This window comes from Bradyrhizobium sp. 186, from assembly GCF_023101685.1.
Classification (GTDB): Bacteria; Pseudomonadota; Alphaproteobacteria; order Rhizobiales; family Xanthobacteraceae; genus Bradyrhizobium.
Genome location: NZ_CP082164.1, coordinates 1552884 through 1573857 on the forward strand (window position 1 = coordinate 1552884; position 20974 = coordinate 1573857).

The 20974-nt window shown below is 64.3% G+C and carries 22 protein-coding genes and 1 pseudogene; 7 read left to right on the plus strand and 16 right to left on the minus strand.

Translation table 11 applies throughout. The annotated features are described in order from the left end of the window. Window positions 1–39 precede the first annotated feature (39 nt). Entirely contained in the window at window positions 40–678 is a 639-nt protein-coding gene (locus IVB18_RS07230) for a TetR/AcrR family transcriptional regulator (RefSeq protein ID WP_247988521.1), read from the minus strand. A 66-nt stretch (window positions 679–744) separates the two neighbouring features. On the opposite strand from IVB18_RS07230, the gene IVB18_RS07235 reads away from it, so the two are divergent. Continuing rightward, window positions 745–1149 carry a hypothetical protein gene (locus IVB18_RS07235; RefSeq protein WP_247988522.1) on the plus strand — a complete coding sequence of 135 codons (405 nt, stop codon included), beginning with the start codon at window positions 745–747 and terminating at the stop codon, window positions 1147–1149. 4 nt (window positions 1150–1153) lie between these two features. Here the strand turns inward: IVB18_RS07235 and IVB18_RS07240 are convergent, their stop codons facing one another. Beyond that, on the minus strand, window positions 1154–2086 hold the full coding sequence (locus IVB18_RS07240) for a DMT family transporter (protein WP_247988523.1): 933 nt from the start codon (window positions 2084–2086) through the stop codon (window positions 1154–1156). Window positions 2087–2454: 368 nt separating this feature from the next. Between IVB18_RS07240 and IVB18_RS07245 the strand changes: the two genes are divergently transcribed. Next, the gene (locus IVB18_RS07245) at window positions 2455–3747 is read left to right on the plus strand and encodes an adenylosuccinate synthase (RefSeq protein ID WP_247988524.1); all 1293 of its coding nucleotides are present in this window, start codon (window positions 2455–2457) and stop codon (window positions 3745–3747) included. A 37-nt stretch (window positions 3748–3784) separates the two neighbouring features. Further along, entirely contained in the window at window positions 3785–5407 is a 1623-nt protein-coding gene (locus IVB18_RS07250) for a hypothetical protein (RefSeq protein WP_247988525.1), read from the plus strand. A gap of 37 nt (window positions 5408–5444) precedes the next feature. Here the strand turns inward: IVB18_RS07250 and IVB18_RS07255 are convergent, their stop codons facing one another. The 3 genes from IVB18_RS07255 to IVB18_RS07265 form a co-directional block, all read right to left on the minus strand. Then, window positions 5445–5720 carry a hypothetical protein gene (locus IVB18_RS07255; RefSeq protein ID WP_346732614.1) on the minus strand — a complete coding sequence of 92 codons (276 nt, stop codon included), beginning with the start codon at window positions 5718–5720 and terminating at the stop codon, window positions 5445–5447. A 256-nt stretch (window positions 5721–5976) separates the two neighbouring features. Continuing rightward, window positions 5977–6198: a hypothetical protein gene (locus IVB18_RS07260; RefSeq protein ID WP_247988527.1), complete on the minus strand. Its 222-nt coding sequence runs from the start codon at window positions 6196–6198 to the stop codon at window positions 5977–5979. A 34-nt stretch (window positions 6199–6232) separates the two neighbouring features. After that, window positions 6233–6475 (minus strand): hypothetical protein, encoded by a 243-nt coding sequence (locus IVB18_RS07265; protein WP_247988528.1) that lies wholly within the window; start codon window positions 6473–6475, stop codon window positions 6233–6235. Between the two features lie 145 nt (window positions 6476–6620). Between IVB18_RS07265 and IVB18_RS07270 the strand changes: the two genes are divergently transcribed. Continuing rightward, window positions 6621–7046: a DUF5413 family protein gene (locus IVB18_RS07270; RefSeq protein WP_247988529.1), complete on the plus strand. Its 426-nt coding sequence runs from the start codon at window positions 6621–6623 to the stop codon at window positions 7044–7046. 61 nt (window positions 7047–7107) lie between these two features. Next, entirely contained in the window at window positions 7108–7650 is a 543-nt protein-coding gene (locus tag IVB18_RS07275; protein WP_247991578.1) for a DUF4112 domain-containing protein, read from the plus strand. 84 nt (window positions 7651–7734) lie between these two features. Here IVB18_RS07275 and IVB18_RS07280 read toward each other — a convergent pair whose 3' ends face one another. The 4 genes from IVB18_RS07280 to msrA all read right to left on the minus strand — a co-directional run bounded on the left by IVB18_RS07280 (window position 7735) and on the right by msrA (window position 9673). Beyond that, window positions 7735–8028, minus strand: a complete 294-nt coding sequence (locus IVB18_RS07280; protein ID WP_247424171.1) for a hypothetical protein — start codon at window positions 8026–8028, stop codon at window positions 7735–7737. 212 nt (window positions 8029–8240) lie between these two features. Next, the gene (locus IVB18_RS07285) at window positions 8241–8405 is read right to left on the minus strand and encodes a DUF3309 family protein (protein ID WP_081747975.1); all 165 of its coding nucleotides are present in this window, start codon (window positions 8403–8405) and stop codon (window positions 8241–8243) included. Window positions 8406–8514: 109 nt separating this feature from the next. Beyond that, window positions 8515–8934 carry a peptide-methionine (R)-S-oxide reductase MsrB gene (gene msrB / locus IVB18_RS07290; RefSeq protein ID WP_247988530.1) on the minus strand — a complete coding sequence of 140 codons (420 nt, stop codon included), beginning with the start codon at window positions 8932–8934 and terminating at the stop codon, window positions 8515–8517. Between the two features lie 34 nt (window positions 8935–8968). Further along, a complete protein-coding gene (msrA, locus tag IVB18_RS07295) occupies window positions 8969–9673 on the minus strand; it encodes a peptide-methionine (S)-S-oxide reductase MsrA (protein ID WP_247988531.1) in 705 nt (234 codons plus the stop codon). A gap of 250 nt (window positions 9674–9923) precedes the next feature. Between msrA and IVB18_RS07300 the strand changes: the two genes are divergently transcribed. Continuing rightward, a complete protein-coding gene (locus tag IVB18_RS07300; protein WP_247988532.1) occupies window positions 9924–11609 on the plus strand; it encodes a caspase family protein in 1686 nt (561 codons plus the stop codon). A 116-nt stretch (window positions 11610–11725) separates the two neighbouring features. Here the strand turns inward: IVB18_RS07300 and IVB18_RS07305 are convergent, their stop codons facing one another. The 6 genes from IVB18_RS07305 to napE all read right to left on the minus strand — a co-directional run bounded on the left by IVB18_RS07305 (window position 11726) and on the right by napE (window position 17111). Beyond that, a complete protein-coding gene (locus IVB18_RS07305) occupies window positions 11726–12841 on the minus strand; it encodes an ATP-dependent RecD-like DNA helicase (RefSeq protein ID WP_247988533.1) in 1116 nt (371 codons plus the stop codon). 98 nt (window positions 12842–12939) lie between these two features. Continuing rightward, window positions 12940–13593, minus strand: a complete 654-nt coding sequence (locus tag IVB18_RS07310; RefSeq protein ID WP_247988534.1) for a NapC/NirT family cytochrome c — start codon at window positions 13591–13593, stop codon at window positions 12940–12942. Further along, window positions 13590–14060 (minus strand): nitrate reductase cytochrome c-type subunit, encoded by a 471-nt coding sequence (locus IVB18_RS07315; protein ID WP_247988535.1) that lies wholly within the window; start codon window positions 14058–14060, stop codon window positions 13590–13592. Before IVB18_RS07315 ends, IVB18_RS07310 begins: the two co-directional genes overlap by 4 nt. Then, the gene (gene napA, locus IVB18_RS07320) at window positions 14057–16570 is read right to left on the minus strand and encodes a nitrate reductase catalytic subunit NapA (RefSeq protein WP_247988536.1); all 2514 of its coding nucleotides are present in this window, start codon (window positions 16568–16570) and stop codon (window positions 14057–14059) included. The genes IVB18_RS07315 and napA overlap by 4 nt, the downstream gene beginning before the upstream one ends. 17 nt (window positions 16571–16587) lie before the next feature. Continuing rightward, window positions 16588–16902, minus strand: coding sequence for a chaperone NapD (locus IVB18_RS07325; protein WP_247988537.1), 315 nt, complete (start codon window positions 16900–16902; stop codon window positions 16588–16590). Between the two features lie 26 nt (window positions 16903–16928). Continuing rightward, window positions 16929–17111 carry a periplasmic nitrate reductase, NapE protein gene (gene napE, locus IVB18_RS07330; protein ID WP_247988538.1) on the minus strand — a complete coding sequence of 61 codons (183 nt, stop codon included), beginning with the start codon at window positions 17109–17111 and terminating at the stop codon, window positions 16929–16931. A gap of 244 nt (window positions 17112–17355) precedes the next feature. On the opposite strand from napE, the gene IVB18_RS07335 reads away from it, so the two are divergent. Further along, window positions 17356–18561, plus strand: coding sequence for an LLM class flavin-dependent oxidoreductase (locus tag IVB18_RS07335; protein WP_247988539.1), 1206 nt, complete (start codon window positions 17356–17358; stop codon window positions 18559–18561). A gap of 297 nt (window positions 18562–18858) precedes the next feature. On the opposite strand, the pseudogene IVB18_RS07340 reads toward IVB18_RS07335, so the two are convergent. After that, window positions 18859–20649: pseudogene (locus IVB18_RS07340) on the minus strand (adenylate/guanylate cyclase domain-containing protein). Window positions 20650–20974: the final 325 nt, after the last annotated feature.

The window sequence follows — 20974 nt, forward strand, 5'->3', positions numbered from 1 at the left end:
CAAGGGGAGAAGGATGAAAAAGAAACGCGGCGGCAACACTTACTTCTTCCGCTCCGCGCTCCCGCGCGCGTCTGGCATCAGCCCATCCACAGCGGCACGGCACGTTGCCTGCAGCAGGCGGCAGACGTCGTCCGCCGACCGCTGCCCACTTAGCGCTGCAAAGGTCGGATAGCTCGTCAGCACGAAAATCAGGTCGACCGTGTCCTGCAAAGCGCGCTTTGCTGCGTGCTTCCCGACGATGCGCGGCACGAGCCCGGTCAGCAGCTCGCGCCGTCGTTCGTTGCGTTTGAGCAGCGCCTCGCCGAATTCGGGATCGGTTGCGATGGCCTGATTGAGTCCGCGGATCGCGGGGTCGTGCCCCCAGAACGTACAGAAGATTGTGACGACGCGGTCGAGCGCGGCGCGCGGGTCGGCCATCGCCATCACCTCGGCGAGTTCGAACAGCCCGCCTTGGTGCGCGATGTCGTCGAACACGGCCTCCAGTAATCCGCGCCGCGATCCGAACTGGTTGTAGACGGTCAGTCGCGTGACGCCGGCGGCCTTCGCCACCACGTCGAGCGAGAAGTTCGCGATGCTGGCGTCCTTGCGCAGCAATTTGGCGCCGGCCGCGATGATGCGTCCTCGCGTCTCCGCCGCCGCGGAGGCCCGCGCCGGGCTCACATAGTTGCGCTTCGGCATGGCCTTGCCATTCCTCCACATGTACTATACATGATGTATATCTAATATGGAAAGCCGGAGCTTGCCATGCAGACTGCCCTCGTGATCGCCCTGTCGCTTCATGTGTTGTCGTCCGTGTTCTGGGCGGGATCAAGCTTCGCGTTGGCGCGCACCGGCGGAGCCGGTGGCGAACAACTCGTCTTTCCGCAACTCGGCGCTGCGATGATTGCGATCCTGACCGGGGCCTATCTCGGCCATCTCGTCCACGCCGGCAGTTTCGGCACGGCCGAGCAGGTGCTCGCGGTGGGTGCGGTTTGCGCGCTGATCGCAGCCGGCGTTCAGGCCGCGATCGGTCCCCGTGCGCTGCTGAATTTGCGCCGTGGCGCGAGCCAGCCGGCGGACACGCGTTCCCGCATCGCGACCGCCCAGCGCGTAGCTGCGGGTCTGCTCGGCATCACCGCACTCTGCATGGGCGCAGCGCGTTACATCTGAACGCTCAGCTCGCCTGCTTCCTCGAAGCCACGAACACACCCGACAGCACCAGCGCGAAGCCGATGAAGTGGAAGGCCTGCGGGTGTTCGCCGAGGAAGGCCATCGCCATGATCGAGCCGAACACCGGCACCACGTGGAAGAACGGCGCGGCGCGGTTGGCGCCGATCAGCCGCACGCCGCGATTGAAGCAGAGATAGGCGAGCGTCGAGGGGAACACCGCGACATAGAACAGGGTCAGGAGGTTCGGCCCGTCGAGCTTCATCATCGGACGCGCGGACAGCTCCCAGATCTCGACCGGAATGAGACAGGCGGCGCCGCAGCCGAAGGTGAAGGCGAGGAACGACAGCCCGTGCATCGGCGGCCGCTTCAGCGTCAGCACCGAATACAGCGCGAAGATGATCAGCGCGACGAGGAAGATGAGATCGCCCTTGTTGAAATCGATGTTCGACAGCGTGGTGAAATCGCCATGCAGCAGGATGGTCAGCACACCGCACATCGACAGCAGCACGCCGAAGGCCTGCGCTGCGGTGAGGCGCACACCGAGGATGGCCAGCGACCACAGCGCCACGATCAGGGGCGCTGCCGACTGCAACAGGAGTGTGTTGAGCGCCTGCGTATGCTCCAGCGCCCAGTATTGCAGCGTGTTGAAGGCGCCGATGCCGGTGATCGAGAGTGTGATCATCAGGCCGAGCTTGCTGCGGATCGCGGGCCAGTCCTGTGCCAGATGCTTCCAGGCGAACGGCAGCACCAACAGGAAGGCAAAGGACCAGCGCAGGAAGGAGAGCGTGACCGGCGGGATGTGGCCGGCGGCCAGCCGCCCGACGATGGCGTTGCCGGCCCAGCACAGCGCGGTGATGCTGAGCAGCAGATAAGGCTGGTTGGCGATCCAGGTGTGGCCGGGCGTGGCGGCGCCTGTGCTCTGGTCGGTGGCGGACATTGTGATTGTTATGGCCCCGCGTCATGCGCCAAGGCCCCGGCCCGGCCGTGTCCGGGCCGGCTGGTCGCCCGGCCCCGCTCAAAGACACGGAAATCGAGGTTGCATCAATGGGGCGGACGCATCGCGACCATGCAGCAGCAGACATCGCCTCTCACGCTTTGGTCGAAGCTGTCGCGCCGGGCTGGATGGTTTCTGGATTTTCCGGGGATATCAAAGGCTTGGATAGCCCTCCGAGCCTCGAAAAAGCCCCGTTCTTGCTTGCCTAGAGAGGCTGCTTCCTTTATCCGGTTGGGCTGCCTCGCATGCGAACGGCCTTGGGCCGGGAATTGTGCTGGGCGCACCTAAAATCTTCGAAGGATTACCCGCGAATGGCCAATGTTGTCGTCGTCGGCGCCCAGTGGGGCGACGAAGGAAAGGGCAAGATCGTCGACTGGTTGTCGGAGCAGGCGGACATCGTCGTCCGTTTCCAGGGCGGCCATAACGCCGGCCACACGCTGGTGATCAACGGCAAGATCTACAAGCTTGCGCTCTTGCCCTCGGGCGTGCTGCGCGAACACAAGCTGTCGGTGATCGGCAATGGCGTGGTGTTCGATCCGCAGGCCTTCCTCGACGAGGTCACCAAGCTGCGGGCGCAGGGCGTCGCGATCTCTCCGGACAATCTGCGGGTTGCCGAGAACGTCACCCTGATCCTGCCGCTGCACCGCGAGCTCGACGCGCATCGCGAATCCGCCAATGCGGCGACCGCGATCGGCACTACCCGCCGCGGCATTGGACCCGCCTATGAAGACAAGGTCGGCCGCCGCGCCATCCGCCTAATGGACCTCGCCGATCTCGACACCCTGCCGCACAAGATCGACCGTCTGCTGGCGCATCACAATGCGCTGCGCCGCGGCCTCAATCTTCCGGAGTTCGACGGCAAGGACATCCTGAAGGAATTGACCGCGCTCGCGCCGCAGCTGCTGCCCTATGCCGAGACGGTATGGCGGCTGCTCGACATCAAGCGGCGCGAAGGCAAGCGCATGCTGTTCGAGGGTGCGCAAGGCGCGCTGCTCGACGTCGACCACGGCACTTATCCTTATGTCACCTCGTCCAACACGGTGGCGGCGCAGGCTGCGACCGGCTCGGGCCTCGGCCCCGGCGCGGTCGGCTATGTGCTCGGCCTGTGCAAGGCTTACACGACCCGCGTCGGCCAGGGCCCGTTCCCGACCGAGCAGGACAATGAGACCGGCCGCAAGATCGGCGAGCGTGGCCGCGAGTTCGGCACCAATACAGGGCGTCCCCGCCGCTGCGGCTGGTTCGACGCTGTGCTGGTTCGCCAGGCGGTCCGGACCTGCGGCATCAACGGGTTGGCGCTGACCAAGCTCGACATCCTCGACGGCTTCGATTCGATCGAGGTCTGCACCGGCTACAAGCTCGACGGCAAGGAGATCGATCATTTCCCGGCCGGCGAGGGCGCCCAGGCCCGGGTCGTGCCGATCTACGAGACCATCGAGGGCTGGAAGGAGCCGACAGCAAACGCCCGTTCGTGGGCCGACCTGCCGGCCCAGGCCATCAAATATGTCCGCCGGATCGAGGAATTGGTGGGGTGCCCTGTCGCGCTGCTTTCCACCAGCCCCGAACGCGAGGATACTATCCTGGTGCAAAATCCGTTTGAGGCTTAACGATATCTTACCGGGACGTGCGTATAGTTGAGTTGAAATGGCTGATTACTATCCGCTGATCGCCCGCGCTATTGCCGCCCTGGATCCCAACGCTCCCGGCGAAAGCCGTCGCGCGCTCTACGAGCGGGCGCGCACGGCGCTGATCGCGCAGCTCCGCAGCGTGCAGCCGCCGCTCTCCGAATCCGAGATCACCCGCGAACGGCTGTCGCTGGAGGAGGCCGTTCGCAAGGTCGAATCCGAGGCCGCCCAGCGCGCCCGCGAGGCCTCGCGCCCAGGTGGGGGCGCCCGCAGCTCCGGCAGCGGCGACGCCTTCCGCCGGGCCAGCGCCCGCGCCACCGAGGGCAACCAGCCCGCTTCCGCCCAGCCGACTGCACCGCCACGCGCCCGTCCGGCCCCGCCCACGCCGCGTGCCGACCGCCCGTCCTTCAACGTAGACGACCAGGTCGATCGCGACGCCCAGCGTGGGCCGCGTGCCCCGCGTTTCGACGCACCGCGTCAGCCGGGTCCGTCCGCACCACCGCCGATGCCTGAGCCGCCGGCTCCGCCGCCCGGACGCGACCGCCCCGCCGCGCGCCGCTCGCCGGACGTCGGCCCTTTACCGCAACAGGCCCCCGGCGTGCGCGGCTTCCGCGACATCACTGCCGACGTCAACGATCTTGGCGGCGCCGCCGCGCAGGCCAACCGCGCCGCGCGCCGCACCTATGCCAACGTGCCCTCGCCCTCGCCGGAATTCGACCGGCTCGAGCCGAGCCTGGAGAATCGCGCCGGCGAGGGGGACGCGCCTTATTCCTACGACGAGTCGATGGAGGAGGCCGAGCGCTACGCGCCGCAGGCGCCATCGCCCCGCCCGCGCGTAGCGCCCGAGCGCGAAGCCAAGAAGCGCGCCCGCTCCCGCTCCATCTTCCCGTTCAAGAGCGCGATCGCCGTCGGCATCGTGCTGATCCTGGTCGGCGCCGGCATCCTCTGGGGCAAGTCGCTGGTCCAGACCGTGAGCGGCCTGTTCAAGTCCTCGCTGACCCAGGTGGTGGAGGCGCCGAAGGATCCGTCGCAGCCGCAGAGCAAGCCCAAGATTCCGGATCGCGTCGGCCAGCCCTCGGCCGGCGACCAGCCGGTTGCGCCGGTGGCGCAGAAGGTCGTGCTCTATGATGAGGACCCGTCCGATCCCAAGGGCAAGCAATATGTCGGCTCGGTGGTGTGGCGGCTCGAGCCGATCAAGGCGTCCGGCAACCAGAAGGCCGACGTCGCCGTACGCGCCGATATCGAGATCCCCGACCGCAAGTTCAAGATGACGATGTCGTTCCGCCGCAACACCGATTCGTCGCTGCCGGCGAGCCACACCGCGGAGTTGACCTTCATCCTGCCGCAGGATTTTTCCGGCGGCAGCGTCTCCAACGTGCCGGGCATCCTGATGAAGTCGAACGAGCAGGCGCGCGGCACGCCGCTCGCGGGCCTCGCGGTCAAGGTCACCGACGGCTTCTTCCTGGTCGGCCTCTCCAACGTCGACGCCGACCGCGGCCGCAACGTCCAGCTCCTGAAGGAGCGCTCCTGGTTCGACGTGCCGCTGGTCTACGCCAACCAGCGCCGCGCCATCATCGCCATCGAAAAGGGCGCCCCCGGCGAACGCGCGTTCAACGACGCGTTCGCGCAGTGGGGCGATTGAGGCATCCACCTCTCCTCGCGGAGAGGTGAGGCAAGCTCTATTGCGCAGTCGCTTCCCGCTTGCGCGCCGCTGCTGCGGCGGCCGCCTCGCGGTCCATCACGGCGCGGCAGCCGGGGCTCACATTCGCCTTGTTCCGCACCATGCAGGCTCTGATCCGCGGGATGTCGGGAATTTCGCTGGAGCACAGCCGCATCGCATCGCCCGAGCACATCTGCTGCGCTTCGGATGAGAAGGCGAGGCTGGGCGATGTCTGGAATGCAACGGCAGTGGTAACGAAGGCGAAGAGCGTGGCGATGGTCTGATTGCGTGTCATGCAAATGCGTCCCCGAGTTCCGCGGATATGATCCGCTTGATTTTTGGGGCGCCGCACGCGGCTTGGTTTGCCGCATGTCGCGGCCATCACGCAGGGAACTCAATCCCGCCTGTGGTCGCTCGATCTCGTGTGATGTTCGAATCGAAAGTGCTGCGCCGCCCGAGCGAAGTATGCGCCATTGTCACGAGGCTGCAATGGGAGGCGCAAAGGAATTCGCGATTGTTGCGCGTTCGTCACGTTGAAGCGGCGCGCTGCGTCAGACGGACGATGCGCTCGCTTGTTCCGCGTCGGGATCTCCCAGTGCGGCGGCGTGTTCTTCCACCGCCGTCACGCCCTTTGCGGTGAGCTCGAACAGATCGCCGTCCTTCACGACATAGCCGCCGGCGATCAGCTCGCCGATCTTGCCGTGCCGGTCGTCCGCAAAGGCAACGGACTGGCTGATGTCTCTCAGGATGGTGAGGTGTTCGTCGCGCAGCATGTCTGACATCTCAGATCTCCAAAGGGCTTGATCCTTACATGCCGTGACTCGCGAACACCTTGCTGCAAGACCTCGACAGCTTGGCTCGGTTGGCTTGCAGGCAGCTCTGCACCGCACCGTCATTGCCGAGGTCCTTGCGGCACAGCCGCGAGGCATCGCGCGAGCAGGCCTGCTGTTCCTGCGGCGTACCGCCGTGACCTTGCGCGAGAGCCGGCGCGTTCGACAGGCCGCTCAGGGCCGTCAGCGTGATCGTCGCCAGAAGAAATTTACGGGACATCGGCGGCTCCTGTCACTGGGTGAAGTTCAGGTCCTGTCTGAACTCGTCGCCTTGCCGCTTGTTCCCCCTCGGGCAGAGACCGTGGCCCCGCTATTCAAGGTTCCCGCGGCACTGCTATAACAGCAGCGAAGTATGAGGGTACTTGATGAAACGCTATCTGGTGTTTGCGCTGGTTGGCCCGTTCGCGGGCGGGTTCCTGCTGCTGCTGACGACGACCTACCAGTCCGGCTATTGGGCGCAGACCAGTCTCGGCGAGGTCGGCAAGCTATTCGTGGTGTTCTTCAAGACCCTGCAATACAGCTACCTGTTCGGCTTCCTGCCCTCGCTGATGATCGGCGCAGTCGACGACATCCTGACCCACATCAGGCGGATCGGCCCGGTGCTGCGGATGCTGCTGATCGGCCTGTTCGCCTTCATCCTGGCCTCGCTGACCTACAGCTCGCGCGGGCCGGACTCGGGCGCGGTGCAGTTCATCCTGTACGGCCTGGTCGGATTCGTGCCGGCGGTGGTGTCATCCTGGTTCGTGCACAAATATGTCGATGAGCCGCATCCGGCGGCAGCACCGACCTGAGCGCGCGACCTTTGGGCGCGCCGCGGCAACCTCCGCCATGCTGGCGCGTTCCCTGAAGGCCATGACCATGTCCGACGACGACATTCTTGCTCCGCGTCGATCCCGTTCGGGGAGCCGCTCGCGTGCGACCTCTTCGGGCGCCGAGGCGCGCGGGCCGATCATCGACCAGGAAGGCCACGAGATCCGTCCCGAAACGCTGGAGCAGGGCTTTCGCGAGTTTCGCTTCGAATTTGGGCAGGGCAACCCATTCGGCAATCTGACGCGCGAGCAGCGGATCGCACGGATCGAGGCGATCGCAAAGTTGCTGGACGTCGCCTTCATCCTGCCCGGCACCAATATCCGCTACGGCATCGACGGCCTGATCGGCCTGATCCCGGTCGTCGGCGACATCATCACGACCGCGATCTCGCTGTGGCTGGTGCGCGAGGCCCGCGCGCTGGGCGCGCCCTGGTATCTCACGGCGCGCATGCTCGGCAATGTCGCGGTCGACGGCGTGGTCGGCATGGTGCCGTTCGCGGGCGACGCCTTCGACGTCATGTTCCGCGCCAACATGCGCAACGTCCGCCTCTTGCGTCGCTGGCTCGACAAGCAGCCGCGCATCTGAGGCGCCTCTTCCCAAAACGCAAAAAGCGCGACGGCCTTTTGGCCATCGCGCTCTCAACGCACATCGAAAGGCTTACGAAAAAGCTTACGCCGCGTCGGCGTCGGCGTTCGCGACCGGCTCGGGCTTGCGGTGACGGGGCAGCGGGAAGGCTTCGCTTTCGTAGAGCGAGCGGATGCCGTTCTGGTCGAAGCGCGCTTCCTCGACCTGGAGATAGGCGCCGTTCAGCGAATCCGTCGGCAACTGCTCCATCGCGAACTGCACGGCTTCGGCCGCGGTGCCGAAGCGGCGATAGGTGAAGCCTGCGCGCTTCTTCTTGCGGATCGCGGCGGGAAAGAGTTCGGCGGAGGTGTTGAAGTTGAACGGACGCAGTGGACGCATGGTCAAAGACCTCGTGATCTCTCTGGGGCTTTAAGCGCGTGGGGTTTGGCGGGCGGAGGCCACAATCGAGTGGGCCCGCCGCACACATCATTTTCGTCCACTAATATAGGCCGATTTGACGAAATTGCGACCCCTGCGATGCGAGATGATGAATCCACGCATGGCAGCTCCGCGACTCGGAAAATCGTAATAATATCAATAGTTTGAATGGTTTACAGCTTGCCGAGGAGCAGCAGCACGAGCAGCACCACGAGCACGAGGCCGCCGATCCCCATGCCGGAATGGCCCATCCCGTAGCCATAGCCGCCGACGCGGCCTGACAGGCCGCCGACCAGATAGATGATCACCAGGATGATCAGGATGGTCCCAAGGGTCATGGCATCCTCCCTGGCGGCCGCCAATAAAGCGATGACCGGCCGCACCGCCTGAGAAGAAAAGCACATCACGCCGCCGGGTTCCATGACGGAACCCGGCGGCGTGCAAGGTTTATTTCGGCTCGAGCTTCAGCGCGGCGGAATTGATGCAGTAGCGCAAGCCCGTCGGCCCGGGGCCGTCGGGGAAGACATGGCCGAGATGGCCGCTGCACTTGGCGCAGAGCACCTCGGTGCGGACCATGCCGTGGCTCACATCGCTCTCCTCGTCGATATGGCTCTCGGCGGCGGGCTGCGTGAAGCTCGGCCAGCCGCAGCCGGAATCGAACTTGGCGTCGGACTCGAACAGCACGTTGCCGCAACCCGCGCAGGTGTAGGTGCCGGCGCGGTGGTCGTGCTCATATTCGCCGGAGAAGGGACGCTCGGTCGCCTTTTCCCGCAGCACGGCGTACTGCATCGGCGATAATTCCTGCCGCCATTGCTCTTCGCTCTTGATGACCTTGTCGTCTGTGGTTTTGGTCCTGGTGTCGGGCATGGGTCTCCCGTTTGATGAGTTGGTGACCTTGCGATCAGTTGGTGGCCTTGCTGGCGCTCACCAGCGTCGGCTTCTCGATGTAGTTATCCGCGAACAGTTTTTTCAGGTTCTCGACCTTCGGGATATCGTTGTAGGCGATATAGGGCTGGCTCGGGTGCAGCGTCAGATAATCCTGGTGATAGGCCTCCGCCGGGTAGAACGCGTCCAGCGCGCCGACCTTGGTCACGATCGGCTTGTTGAAGACCTTGGCGCCGTTGAGCTGGGCGATATAGGCCTCCGCGACCTTCTTCTGCTCGTCGGAGGTGGTGAAGATCGCCGAACGATATTGCGTGCCGGTGTCCGGGCCCTGGCGGTTGAACTGGGTCGGATCGTGCGCCACCGAGAAGTAGATCTGGAGGATCTTGCCGTAGGAGATCTTCCTCGGATCGTATTTGATCTCGACCGATTCCGCGTGGCCCGTCGTGCCGGACGAGACGCTGCGGTAGTCGGCGGTCGCCTTGGTGCCACCGGCATAGCCGGAGACCGCGTTGACGACGCCTGCGGTGTGCTGGAACACGCCCTGCACGCCCCAGAAACAGCCGCCGGCGATCACGGCGGTCTGGATGCCGTTCGCGGGCGCTGCATCCATGGTGGGGGCGGGGATCACGACCGCATCCTCGGCGGCCCGGGACGGCACGGCGAAGGCCAGCGTCAGGGCGGTGGTGGCGGCGAGCAGGGTCAGCAGGGCGGGTCGGCGCATGGCGGATCCTCTTTCGAAGGTGTGACAAGTCTAGGGCGGTTGGGGCCGGGCGAACAGCCTGGCCGGCGGCGTTTTCGGTCACCTGAGATACGGACAAGCCGGCCGATTGTTACGCCGGGATGGACCACGAGGCTGTGAAAAGCGCGGGGTGGCGCCGCCCGGCTTGGCGGCAGCGGGGTCCCGGGGCTAGATGAACCCGTGTGATCGATGATCGATTTAAAGATGTGGTCGCTGGAGCTGATTTGACAACATGCTGCGCCTCGTTCCCCTTACACTTGTCGCTCTCGCCGCCTGTGCCTCGATCGCCGCGGCCGACCCCCAGCCCGGCGACGATCTCGCCACCTGCCGCGACCGCCAGGCTGATATGCAGGCAAGGGCGCAGGCCTGCGACAACCTGCTCAATGCCGACCGCGTCACCGGCAAGGACAAGGCGACCGCGCTCACCGTGCGCGGCAACACGCTGATCAACAAGCGCGACTACGTCCACGCCATCGAGACCTTGTCCATGGCCCTCGACCTCGATGCCGATAACGTCGGGACGCTCAACCTGCGCGGCCTCGCCTATGAGCGCAAGGGCCAGGACGACCTCGCCATGGCCGACTACAACCTCGCGCTCCAGAAGCGCCCGACCTACGGCGTCCCCTACAACAATCGCGGCATCATTCAGATGCGCAGGAAAGCACTGCAAAGTGCGCTCGACGATTTCACCCTGTCGATCAAATACGCGCCCAAGTTTCTGCTTGGCTATACCAATCGCGCCCGGGTCCGTACGCTGTTGAAGGACTATGACGGGGCGCTGGCAGACTTCGCCGACGCGGAGAAGATCGATCCGAACGCACAGCAGATCACCGCCAATCGCTGCATGACCTACGGCATGATGGGCAAGTTCGACGAGGCGCTCGCCGACTGCAACGGATTGATCCAGAAGCTGCCGAAGTACCAGTACGCCATCAACAACCGCGGCGACGTCTACATGATGAAGGGCGACATCGATGCCGCGCTGAAGGACTACAACACCGTCCTTCAGCTCAATCCGAACAACGTGCGCGCCCATTCCGGCCGGGGCCAGATCTATGAGCGCAAGCACGATCTCGCCCAGGCCCGCGCCGACTATCGCTCGGCTGCCTATGCGTTGACGGCATTCGACGAACTCGACGTCGCGCGCGCCCGCGCCAAGGCGCAGGAGCGGCTCGCCGCGCTCACGCCGCAAGCGACGGGGGGCGCCACCGGGCGCCGTGTCGCGCTGGTGATCGGCAACGGCGCCTACAAGAACGTCCATGCGCTGCCGAATCCGCCGCGCGATTCGAAGCTGGTGGCAACCGTGCTGCACGATCTCGGCTTCCAGACCGTGATGTCGACCAGCGACCTGACCCGCGACAAATTCTTCCAGACACTACAGGCGTTCGCGGAGGAAGCGGAGAAGGCGGATTGGGCGATGGTCTATTATGCCGGACACGGTTTCGAGATCGGCGGCGTGAACTATCTCGTTCCGGTCGACGCCAAGCTTTCGGCCGACAAGGACGCCGAGACCGAAGCGGTGGCGCTGGAGCAGGTGATCGCAGCTGTGGGGGCGGCCCGAAAAGTGCGTCTCGTCGTCCTGGACGCGTGCCGCGACAATCCGTTCGCGCCGACCATGCAGCGCACGCTGTCGCTCAAACTGGTCGACAAGGGCTTTTCCAACATAGAGCCCGGCGCAGGCTTCATGGTGGTCTACGCCGCCAAGCACGGCGAGACTGCGATGGACGGCGACGGCGGCGCCAACAGCCCCTTCGCCACCGCGCTCGCCCGCGACATCAAGGAGCCGCGCGTCGAGATCAGAAAGCTGTTCGACATCATCCGCGACGACGTCTGGTCCGCAACCAAGCACGGCCAGCAGCCGTTCACGTACGGGTCGCCGCCGGGGCGGGAGGATTTTTTCTTTGTCGCGGGGAAGTGACGACGTGGCTTGCGCAGCAAGACAAGTCGTCATTCCGGGGCGATGCGAAGCATCGAACCCGGAATCTCGAGATTCCGGGTTCGGCTCTTCGAGCCGCCCCGGAATGACGGAGTGGATCACACCACAATGCTCAACCGCTTCGCCGCCCGCGTGATGCCCGTGTACAGCCACCTGGCCCGGCTCTCCTGGAACGCAAAGCTCTCGTCGAACAGCACAACGTCGTCCCATTGCGAGCCCTGCGACTTGTGCACGGTCAGCACATAGCCGAAGTCGAACTCGTCATAGGGTTTGCGCTGCTCCCAGGCGATCTGCTCGATGCCGCCCTCGAAGCAGTCGGCGCGCACGGAGACTTTCGTCACCTTGTGGCCAAGATCCTCGTCCGGCGACAGCCGCATGCTGAGGATGCGCGATTTCGAGCGCGAGGTGTTGCGCGACTTCACGCGCCACAGGCCGCCGTTGAACAGGCCTTTCTTGCGGTTGTTGCGCAGGCACACCAGCTTGTCGCCGGCGACCGGAAACTGGTCCTCGATGTTCTGGCGTTGCCGCACCCGCATGTTGTAGGCGCGGCGGGTGTTGTTGCGGCCGACCAGGACCTGGTCGGCGCCCATGACGCGGTCGGGGTCGAGCTCCTTGCGCGACACCACCTCGCTCTCGCCGTAACGGCCGATGTCGAGCTCGCGGCCTTCGCGGACGTCCATCGACATCCGCACGATCGGATCGTCCTGGGCCTGGCGGTGCACTTCGCTCAGCATCGCGTCGGGCTCGGTATTGGTGAAGAAGCCGGCGCCCTGGATCGGGGGCAGCTGCGCGGGATCCCCCAGCACCAGCAGCGGGCAGTCGAACGACATCAGGTCGCGCCCCAGTTCGGCATCGACCATCGAGCATTCGTCGATCACGATCAGCTTGGCCTTGGACGCCGGCGCATCGTCCCAGAGCTCGAAGCTCGGCTGCTCCTCGCCGGATTCGCGGGCGCGGTAGATCAGGGAATGGATGGTGGAGGCGTCGTCGCAACCCTTGTTGCGCATCACCAGCGCGGCCTTGCCGGTGAAGGCGGCGAACTTCACCTCGCCGTCGACGCCGTCGGCGATGTGCCGCGCCAGCGTGGTCTTGCCGGTGCCGGCAAAGCCGAACAGGCGGAACACCGGCGGCGTGCCGTTGCGGCCGGGTTTTGCCTTGAGCCAATCGCCAACGGCTTTTAGCGCGGCATCCTGATGCGGGGTGAATGTCGGCATTTTGTGTCTTGAGGAAGGGCGAAATCGACCGATTCGCCATCCCCCAAAACTAACCATTCCCCCCGCCGGTTCAAGCGGTGCAAAATCCTACTCCCGCCCTATTGCCAGCCGGGAACGCCGCGCATGTCGGGCAGATGGTGGGCGATGCCCTTGTGGCAGTCGATGCAGGTCTTCTCCCCCGTGAACAGGAAGCGCTGGTGCGCGACCGAGGCCCGCGGCGACTGCTTGGTGATATCCATGGAATCGGCGCTGTGGCAGTTGCGGCATTCCAGGGAGTCATTGGCCTTGAAACGCGCCCATTCATGCGCCGCGAGCTCGAGCCGGTGGTCGAGGAATTTCTCCCGGGTGTCGATCGTGCCGAACAGCTTGCCCCAGACTTCCTTGGAGGCCTGCATCTTGCGCGCGATCTTATCGGTCCAGTTGTGCGGAACGTGGCAGTCCGGGCAGGTCGCACGCACGCCGGAGCGGTTGGTGAAGTGGATGGTCGACTTCAGCTCGGCGTAGACGTTGTCCTTCATCTCGTGGCAGCCGGTGCAGAACTTTTCGGTGTTGGTGATCTCGAGCGCGGTGTTGAAGCCGCCCCAGAAGATCACGCCGGCCATAAAGCCCGCGAGCACCAGCACGCCGAGCCCAAACACCGAGCTCGGCCGGATCAGCACCTGCCAGAGCTCGCGCGCAAAGTCCCAGCTTCGCGCGATGAAGCCGCGCCTGGCCTTCAGCTTTTCGTTGGGCTCGCCAGCGGTCGTCGTCATCGGCGGCCACCGGGGCTTGCGCGCGACAGCAGCGTGTCGATGTCGGTGAAGTCGTTGCTGACGGGCGGCGTGGCGGTGTTCTGCGGCACGTGGCACTCCGTGCAGAAGAAGCGTCGCGGCGAAATCGAGGCCAGGAACTGTCCGTCACGGTCCATGAAATGCGTGATCGAGACCATCGGCGCCTGCGATTCCGCGATGCGCGCCCGCGCATGGCAGGACAGGCATTTGTTGCCGTTGAGGTCGATCTGGTAACCGTCGATCATGTGCGAGATCACCGGCGGCTGCTCCGGATAGTTGCGCACCTCCCTCTCGGAGGTGTTGCGGTTCGGCAGCATCCGCGGCGCCGGGCCCTCGTCGTTGAGCGGCGTCGGGCCGCGCAGGCCGGAGGTCACCGTCTGCGCGGTCAGCGAGCTCGCGCCCGCGGCGATCGCGAACGCGAGCAGGACAATTGCGGATCGCTTCATCATGACAGGCCCACCCGCTCGATGCGCACCGCGCACTTCTTGAAATCGGTTTGCAGCGAGATCGGATCGGTGGCGTCGAGCGTCACCTTGTTGATCAGCTTGGATTCGTCGAACCAGGGTACGAACACCAGCCCGCGCGGCGGCCGGTCGCGGCCCCGCGTTTCCACGCGGGCGCGGATGAAGCCGCGGCGGGAGACCACCTTCACCTCGTCGCCGCGCCGGATCTTTGCCTCCTGCGCGTCATCGGGATGCATGAAGCACACGGCCTGGGGGAAAGCCTTGTAAAGCTCGGGCACGCGGCGCGTCATGGTGCCGGAATGCCAGTGCTCCAGCACGCGGCCGGTCGAGAGCCAGAACGGATATTCGTTGTCGGGCGATTCCGCCGGGGGCTCGTAGGGCAGCGCGAAGATGCGTGCCTTGCCGTCCGGGTAGCCATAGAACTGGACGTCCGCGCCCTGCTTGACGTAGGGATCGCTGCCTTCGCGGAAACGCCATTTCGTCTCCTGGCCGTTGACGACGGGCCAACGCAGCCCGCGCTCGCGGTGGTAGCTTTCGAACGGCGCGAGGTCGTGGCCATGGCCGCGGCCGAACGAGGCATATTCCTCGAACAGGCCCTTGTGGACATAGAAGCCGTACGCCTTGGACTCGTCGTTGAGATAGCCCTGCTCGATATCGGAGACTGGGAACGCGTCGACATGGCCGTTTCTGTAGAGCAGGTCGAACAGCGTCTTGCCGCGGTACTCGGGCTTCTTGGCGATCAGCTCCTCGGGCCAGACCTCCTCGATCCCGAAGCGCTTCGAAAATTCCATGAGCTGCCACAGATCCGATTTTGACTCGCCCGGCGCGGAGACGAGCTGATGCCAGAACTGCGTGCGACGCTCGGCATTGCCGTAGGCGCCTTCCTTCTCCACCCACATCGCGGTGGGCAGGATCAGATCGGCGGCGAGCGCCGTCACCGAGGGATAGGCGTCCGAGACCACGATGAAATTGTCGGGATTGCGGAAGCCTGGATAGGTCTCCTCATTGGCGTTCGCGCCGGCCTGCAGGTTGTTGTTGACCTGCAGCCAATAGGCGTTGATCAAGCCATCCTTCAGCATCCGGCTTTGCAGCACGGCGTGAGCGCCGGGCTTGTCGGGGATGGTGCCCTCGGGCAGCTTCCAGATATGCTCCGCCTTGTCGCGATGCTCCTTGTTGGTGACGACCATGTCGGCCGGCAGTCGGTGCGAAAAGGTGCCGACCTCGCGCGCGGTGCCGCAGGCCGAGGGCTGGCCGGTCAGCGAGAACGGGCTGTTGCCGGGCGAGGAGATCTTTCCGGTCAACAGATGGATGTTGTAGATGAGGTTGTTGCACCAGACGCCGCGGGTGTGCTGGTTGAAGCCCATGGTCCAGAACGAGACCACCTTGGTCTTGGGGTCGGCGTAGAGCTCGGCGATCGCCTCGAGCCGGTTGAGCGGCACGCCGGACATCTCGGCCGCCTTCTCAAGCGTATACTCCGACACGAACTTGACGAACTCGTCGTAACTCATGTCGGTGGAGTCGTTGGCCTTGGCCGCGCCGGTCGCCTTCTTCTGCAGCGGGTGCTCGGGCCGCAAGCCATAGCCGATATCGGTCTGGCCGCGCTTGAACACGGTATGGGCTGCAACAAAGTCCTTGTTGACGCGACCGGTCCTGATGATGTGGTTGGCGATGGCGTTGAGCAGGTAGAGGTCGGTCTGCGGCTTGAACACCATGCCGATGTCGGCGAGGTCGAACGAGCGGTGCTCGAAGGTCGAGAGCACGGCGACGCGGACGTGCGGCGCGGACAGGCGGCGGTCGGTCAGCCGCGTCCACAGGATCGGGTGCATCTCCGCCATGTTGGAGCCCCACAGCACGAAGGCATCGGTGGCCTCGATGTCGTCATAGCAGCCGGGCGGCTCGTCGATGCCGAAGGTGCGCATCATGCCGGCGACCGCGGAGGCCATGCAGTGCCGCGCATTGGGGTCGATGTTGTTGGTGCGGAAGCCGGCCTTGAACAATTTTGAGGCGGCATAGCCCTCCCAGATCGTCCACTGGCCGGAGCCGAACATGGCGACGCCGTTGGGCCCGCGCTTCTTGATCGCCTCCTTCCACTTCACCTCCATGATGTCGAAGGCTTCGTCCCACGACACCGGCGTGAACTCGCCATTCTTGTCATACTTGCCGCCGGTCTTGCGCAGCATCGGCTGCGTCAGGCGATCATGGCCGTACATGATCTTGGAGAGGAAGTAGCCTTTAACGCAGTTCAGGCCGCGATTGACCTCGGCCTTGATGTCGCCATGGGTGGCGACCACGCGGTTGTCCTTGGTCGCGACCATCACGGAGCAGCCGGTGCCGCAGAAACGGCAGGCCGCCTTGTCCCATTTCAGCTCGGATACGTCGCGCTCAGTGACGAGATTGGCGGCGAGGGCCGGCACCGGCATGCCCGCAGCGGCGGCCGCGATCGCGGCGGCCTCTAACTTCAGCATCTGGCGGCGGTCGAGCTTTGGCGATGTCATGATGGCTCTCCCGGCCTTTAGATCGTTTCGACGGCGTGAAAGACCAGCGCTGCGGAATAGACGTGCGGCAGCGACTGGATGGTGTTGAGCATGGTGCCGAGGCTGCCGGCTTCCGGCGCTTCGGTCACGACGACGAGCTTGCCTCTGATATCGCGGCCATGGATCTCGCAGCCGGGAAGCGCGGTGATCTCGGCTTCGACTTCGGCGAGACGTTCGGAGCGCGCCTGCACAATGATGCTGGCGATCTCGCAGCCTGGCGGCGGGACGATGCGCTCAGTGCTGAGCACCCGGCCGGTGATCAATGCGCGGCGGTTGAGTGTGGTCTGGGCCATGATGCCTGTCTTTCGCTTTTTTGGGATCAATGCGGGGGCGGCGGACCGGGAGGGCCGGCGACCATCTGGTAGATCCAGACACCGAGCCCGTAAGTGCCGACCGTTCCGACCGCGAGGACGGGCATCACGACCGCGGTCAGGAACAGGAACGCAAAAATCTCCATGCGCTTACGGCGCACGCGCCAAGTCGTATCGTCAGGGGCCGACATATTCGGTCTCTCTGAAATTTTAGGGATCGGGACGGCATCCGCGCCGTTGCCTTGCTGCACTTTAGAATCATGCAAGCCCCGGACACCTTGATCTGGATCAACTGGTCGACTTGGACGCATCTCGTAGCGACTGCTACATGCGGGTGAGGGATCGTTCTCCCGCGCGGCGGAATTGCGGTTCCGTAGACAGCGCCGCCTCACGCATTAAGATGACCGCAACAAGAATAATGCGGGAGAGGCGTCCATGAAGTTCGGCATCTTCTACGAGCTGCAACTGCCGCGGCCCTGGGTGGCGGACGACGAGCTCAGGCTTTATCAGAACGCGCTCTCGCAGCTGGAGCTCGCCGACAAGCTCGGCTACGACCACGCCTGGGTCGTCGAGCATCATTTCCTCGAGGAATATTCGCACTCGCCCTCGCCGGAATCCTTCCTCGCTGCCGCAAGCCAGCGCACGAAAAACATCCGGCTCGGCCACGGCATCCTCCAGCTCACCACCAACCATCCCGCCCGCGTCGCCGAGCGCGTCGCGGTGCTGGACCTGCTCTCGAACGGCCGCTGCGAGTTCGGCATGGGCGAGAGCGCCTCCATCACCGAGCTCGAGCCGTTCGGCCGCGACATGGAGACCAAGAAGGAGATGTTCGAGGAAGCCGTAGCCGCGATCTTCCCGATGTTCAAAGACGCCGGCAGCGAGCATCATGGCAAGTATTTCGACATCCCCTTGCGCAATGTCGTGCCGAAGCCGGTGCAGAAGCCGCATCCGCCGCTGTGGATGGCCTGCTCGCAGCTGCCGACCATCGAGCGCGCCGGCCGCCACGGCTTTGGCGCGCTGGGGTTTCAGTTCGTTAGCGCCGACGCCGCGCATGCCTGGGTGCACGCCTATTACAACGCGATGACCAAACGGCTGCACAAGCTCGCCGACTACGAGATCAATCCGAACATGGCGCTGGTGTCGTTCTTCATGTGCGCGAAGACGGATGAGGAAGCGCGCGCCCGCGCCGACGGCGCCACCTTCTTCCAGTTCGCGTTGCGCTTCTACGGCGCCGCGCAGAACCGCCAGCGTCCCGCGCCCGGCGCGGTCAACATGTGGGACGAGTACAACAAATGGAAGCGCGCCAATCCCGAAGCGCAGGAGGCCGCGTTGCGCGGCGGCCTGATCGGCTCGCCGGAGACGATCCGCAAGAAGCTCAAGCGGTTCCAGAGCTCGCATATCGACCAGGTGATCCTCCTGAATCAGGCGGGCAAGAACAGCCACGAGCACATCTGCGAATCGCTCGAGCTGTTCGGCCGCGAGGTGATGCCGGAATTCCAGAACGATCCGGCACAGGCGGCCTGGAAGCAGGGCGTCATGAACGGCGAGATCAAGCTCGAGGAAATCGACACCCAGGCCTTCACCGACCGCTACGGCAAGCTCGCGGTGAACGTCGCGCCGGCGAAGGCCGCGGCGGGGTAGGGGGCATCCGCCGCTGCCTGGGCCGTGGTCTTCACGGCTCGTCCCCCACGGGCCCTGCGGAGCGCTACATCCTGCACCGATAATGCCGGTGGTCATGGGTAGCTGGCCCTCGAGTTCTTCATGCGAGGGTGGTCGGCGGCTGGCTTGGCTAAACTTGTCTCATCCAGCGCCATCAACCCGCCATGACCTATCGCGCAGCTGCTAATGATCTGAATTTACTTTCGCTTTCGGCGCAACGACGGATGTCGCCAGACTTGCTACCGATTCGACCCGGTCGCGAATGACCCAACTCTGCGATCACCCCTCCGGCACCCCGGCCAAGCTCAGCCCCTCATAGAGGCGCTCCCGTCCGGCGAGGTAAATCGGATTGTCGCTCGGAAGGTGGGTGCGCGCGCGGCGAACGGTGAAACTCGGATTGAGGGCAAGCGCCGCCCGTGCCGCGCGCTTCGCCTCGTCAACCGCTCCAATGCGTGCCAACGCGGCGGCGAGCCAAAAATACACGAGCGGATGATTTCGATTGGCCTCAATGCTACAGCGTAGCCAAACCACTGCTTCCCCGTTAGCATCAAGGTGAAACTTGGCTATACCAACGATCATCAGCCAAATATAGGAACGGGCATCGCGAGGAGACAATCGAAGCGCCTCCTGCACGTAGGCTTCGGTTTCTGCTGCATGACCAACGTACACTTTGGCGAGACCGATCCAAGCTTGAGCATGGGCCAAATTGCGATCCAGCACCAGCGCCCGTTCACATTCAGCAATACCTTGAGTCGCGCGGTTCGTTAGAACAAGGACGATGCCCAATCGCAAGTGCGCCAACGCATGCTGAGGAGCCAGCGACAGAACCCTATTTAGGGTCGCCTCAGCCACCGCAAGGTGCGGGGCTGGATCGTCAGTCAATAAGGCGGTGACAATTGCCTCATCCAAGCCTGCTCTGCCTACCAGCGCCTCGATACAGCCGGGGTCTAGCGCCAAAGCCCGTTCAAAAAAGCCGCGCGCCTGCGTCAAGTACTCTGGGGTAGTCCCCCTGTTCGCGAAAGCGATGCCTTGGAAATACAGATCCATTGCGTCGGGGTTTACGGAGTGTTCGGCTCGCCGCGCCTCGGCTGCAATGAGCTCAGCATCTAGCGCGTTGGCCAGCCGGGCGACGATTTCGTCCTGCATATCGAACAGATCGGCGATGGGTTTATCGAACCGCTCGGCCCAAAGGTGATTGGCACTTTCGGCGTCGACAAGCTGAACGTTCACCCGAAGCCGGTTGCCGCTTCGCTGGACCGAACCTTCAAGCACATAGCGAACGTTCAACTCGCGCCCGATCTTCTTGAGGTCGACGGTCTTGCCCTTGTACGTGAATGCGGTGTGTCGGCCGATTACGAATGAACCGGATATGCGCGACAAGTCGGTGGTAAGGCTCTCGGTCACGCCGTCCGCGAAATAGTCCTGCTACGGATCGCCACCGAGGTTGGCGAAAGGCAGCACAACAATGGAAAGACGAGGTGACGAGAGCGAGCCCGGGGCCGCGCGCTGGGCCTGCGTCAATGGGCTAGGATCATCCCAAACCACAGCATAAGACCGCACAGGGCGATCAATGTTCTTGAGGGTCTGCTCGCCCAGATCGACGAACTCGACCCCAGCCTTGCCCCGGACATAATCGTGCGCAGAAGACGAGATACAGATGCCGCCGGGTTGTGCGAGGCTCTCGAGCCGCGCCGCGATGTTTACGCCATCTCCGAAGATGTCATGCGGCTCAACGATTACGTCACTAATATTAATGCCGACGCGGAAAGCAATGCGCCTTTCTTCGACCTCATCGGCTGTAAGCTCCTTGATGCGGGTCTGGAACTGCACCGCAGCTCGGACCGCCGCGACCGCGCTCGGAAACTCTGCCAAGAACCCATCGCCTGTGTTCTTCACGATGCGGCCGCCATGGTCCGCTATCGCTGGCTCCACAGAGTTCGCGAGGAGCGCTGTTAGCTTAGCATGCGTCCCCTCTTCGTTGTGGTGCATGAGCCACGAATAGCCAACCACGTCAGCAGCCAATATCGCTGACAACCGGCGCTCCATCCGGGCTGGGCGGTCTTGCACCATAGCACTGCGCCTCGCGGGTCCGAGTTATACGACAGACCAGCTAAGATGCCTACTCGGCCGATGTCGGTTTTTGTGCCCATAGCGTCGTTGCACTGCTGTGCAACAATAGGTCGGCTACCGGGGTATAGCGGACCTCGCAAGCCGTCCGCGCGGCAGATTTATGGGTTCACGGCCTGGGCCTGAACCTCTTTCACTTCGGCTTCTGACCGGTTCTGCTGGAAAAGGCGGCTGTTGCGACGCATGGTCGACCGATCCTGAGCTTGTGATCCCGATGCTCCCTGATTGGTGCTGCTTCGGCATCCAGTCGGACCGGCGTGGTGATGAA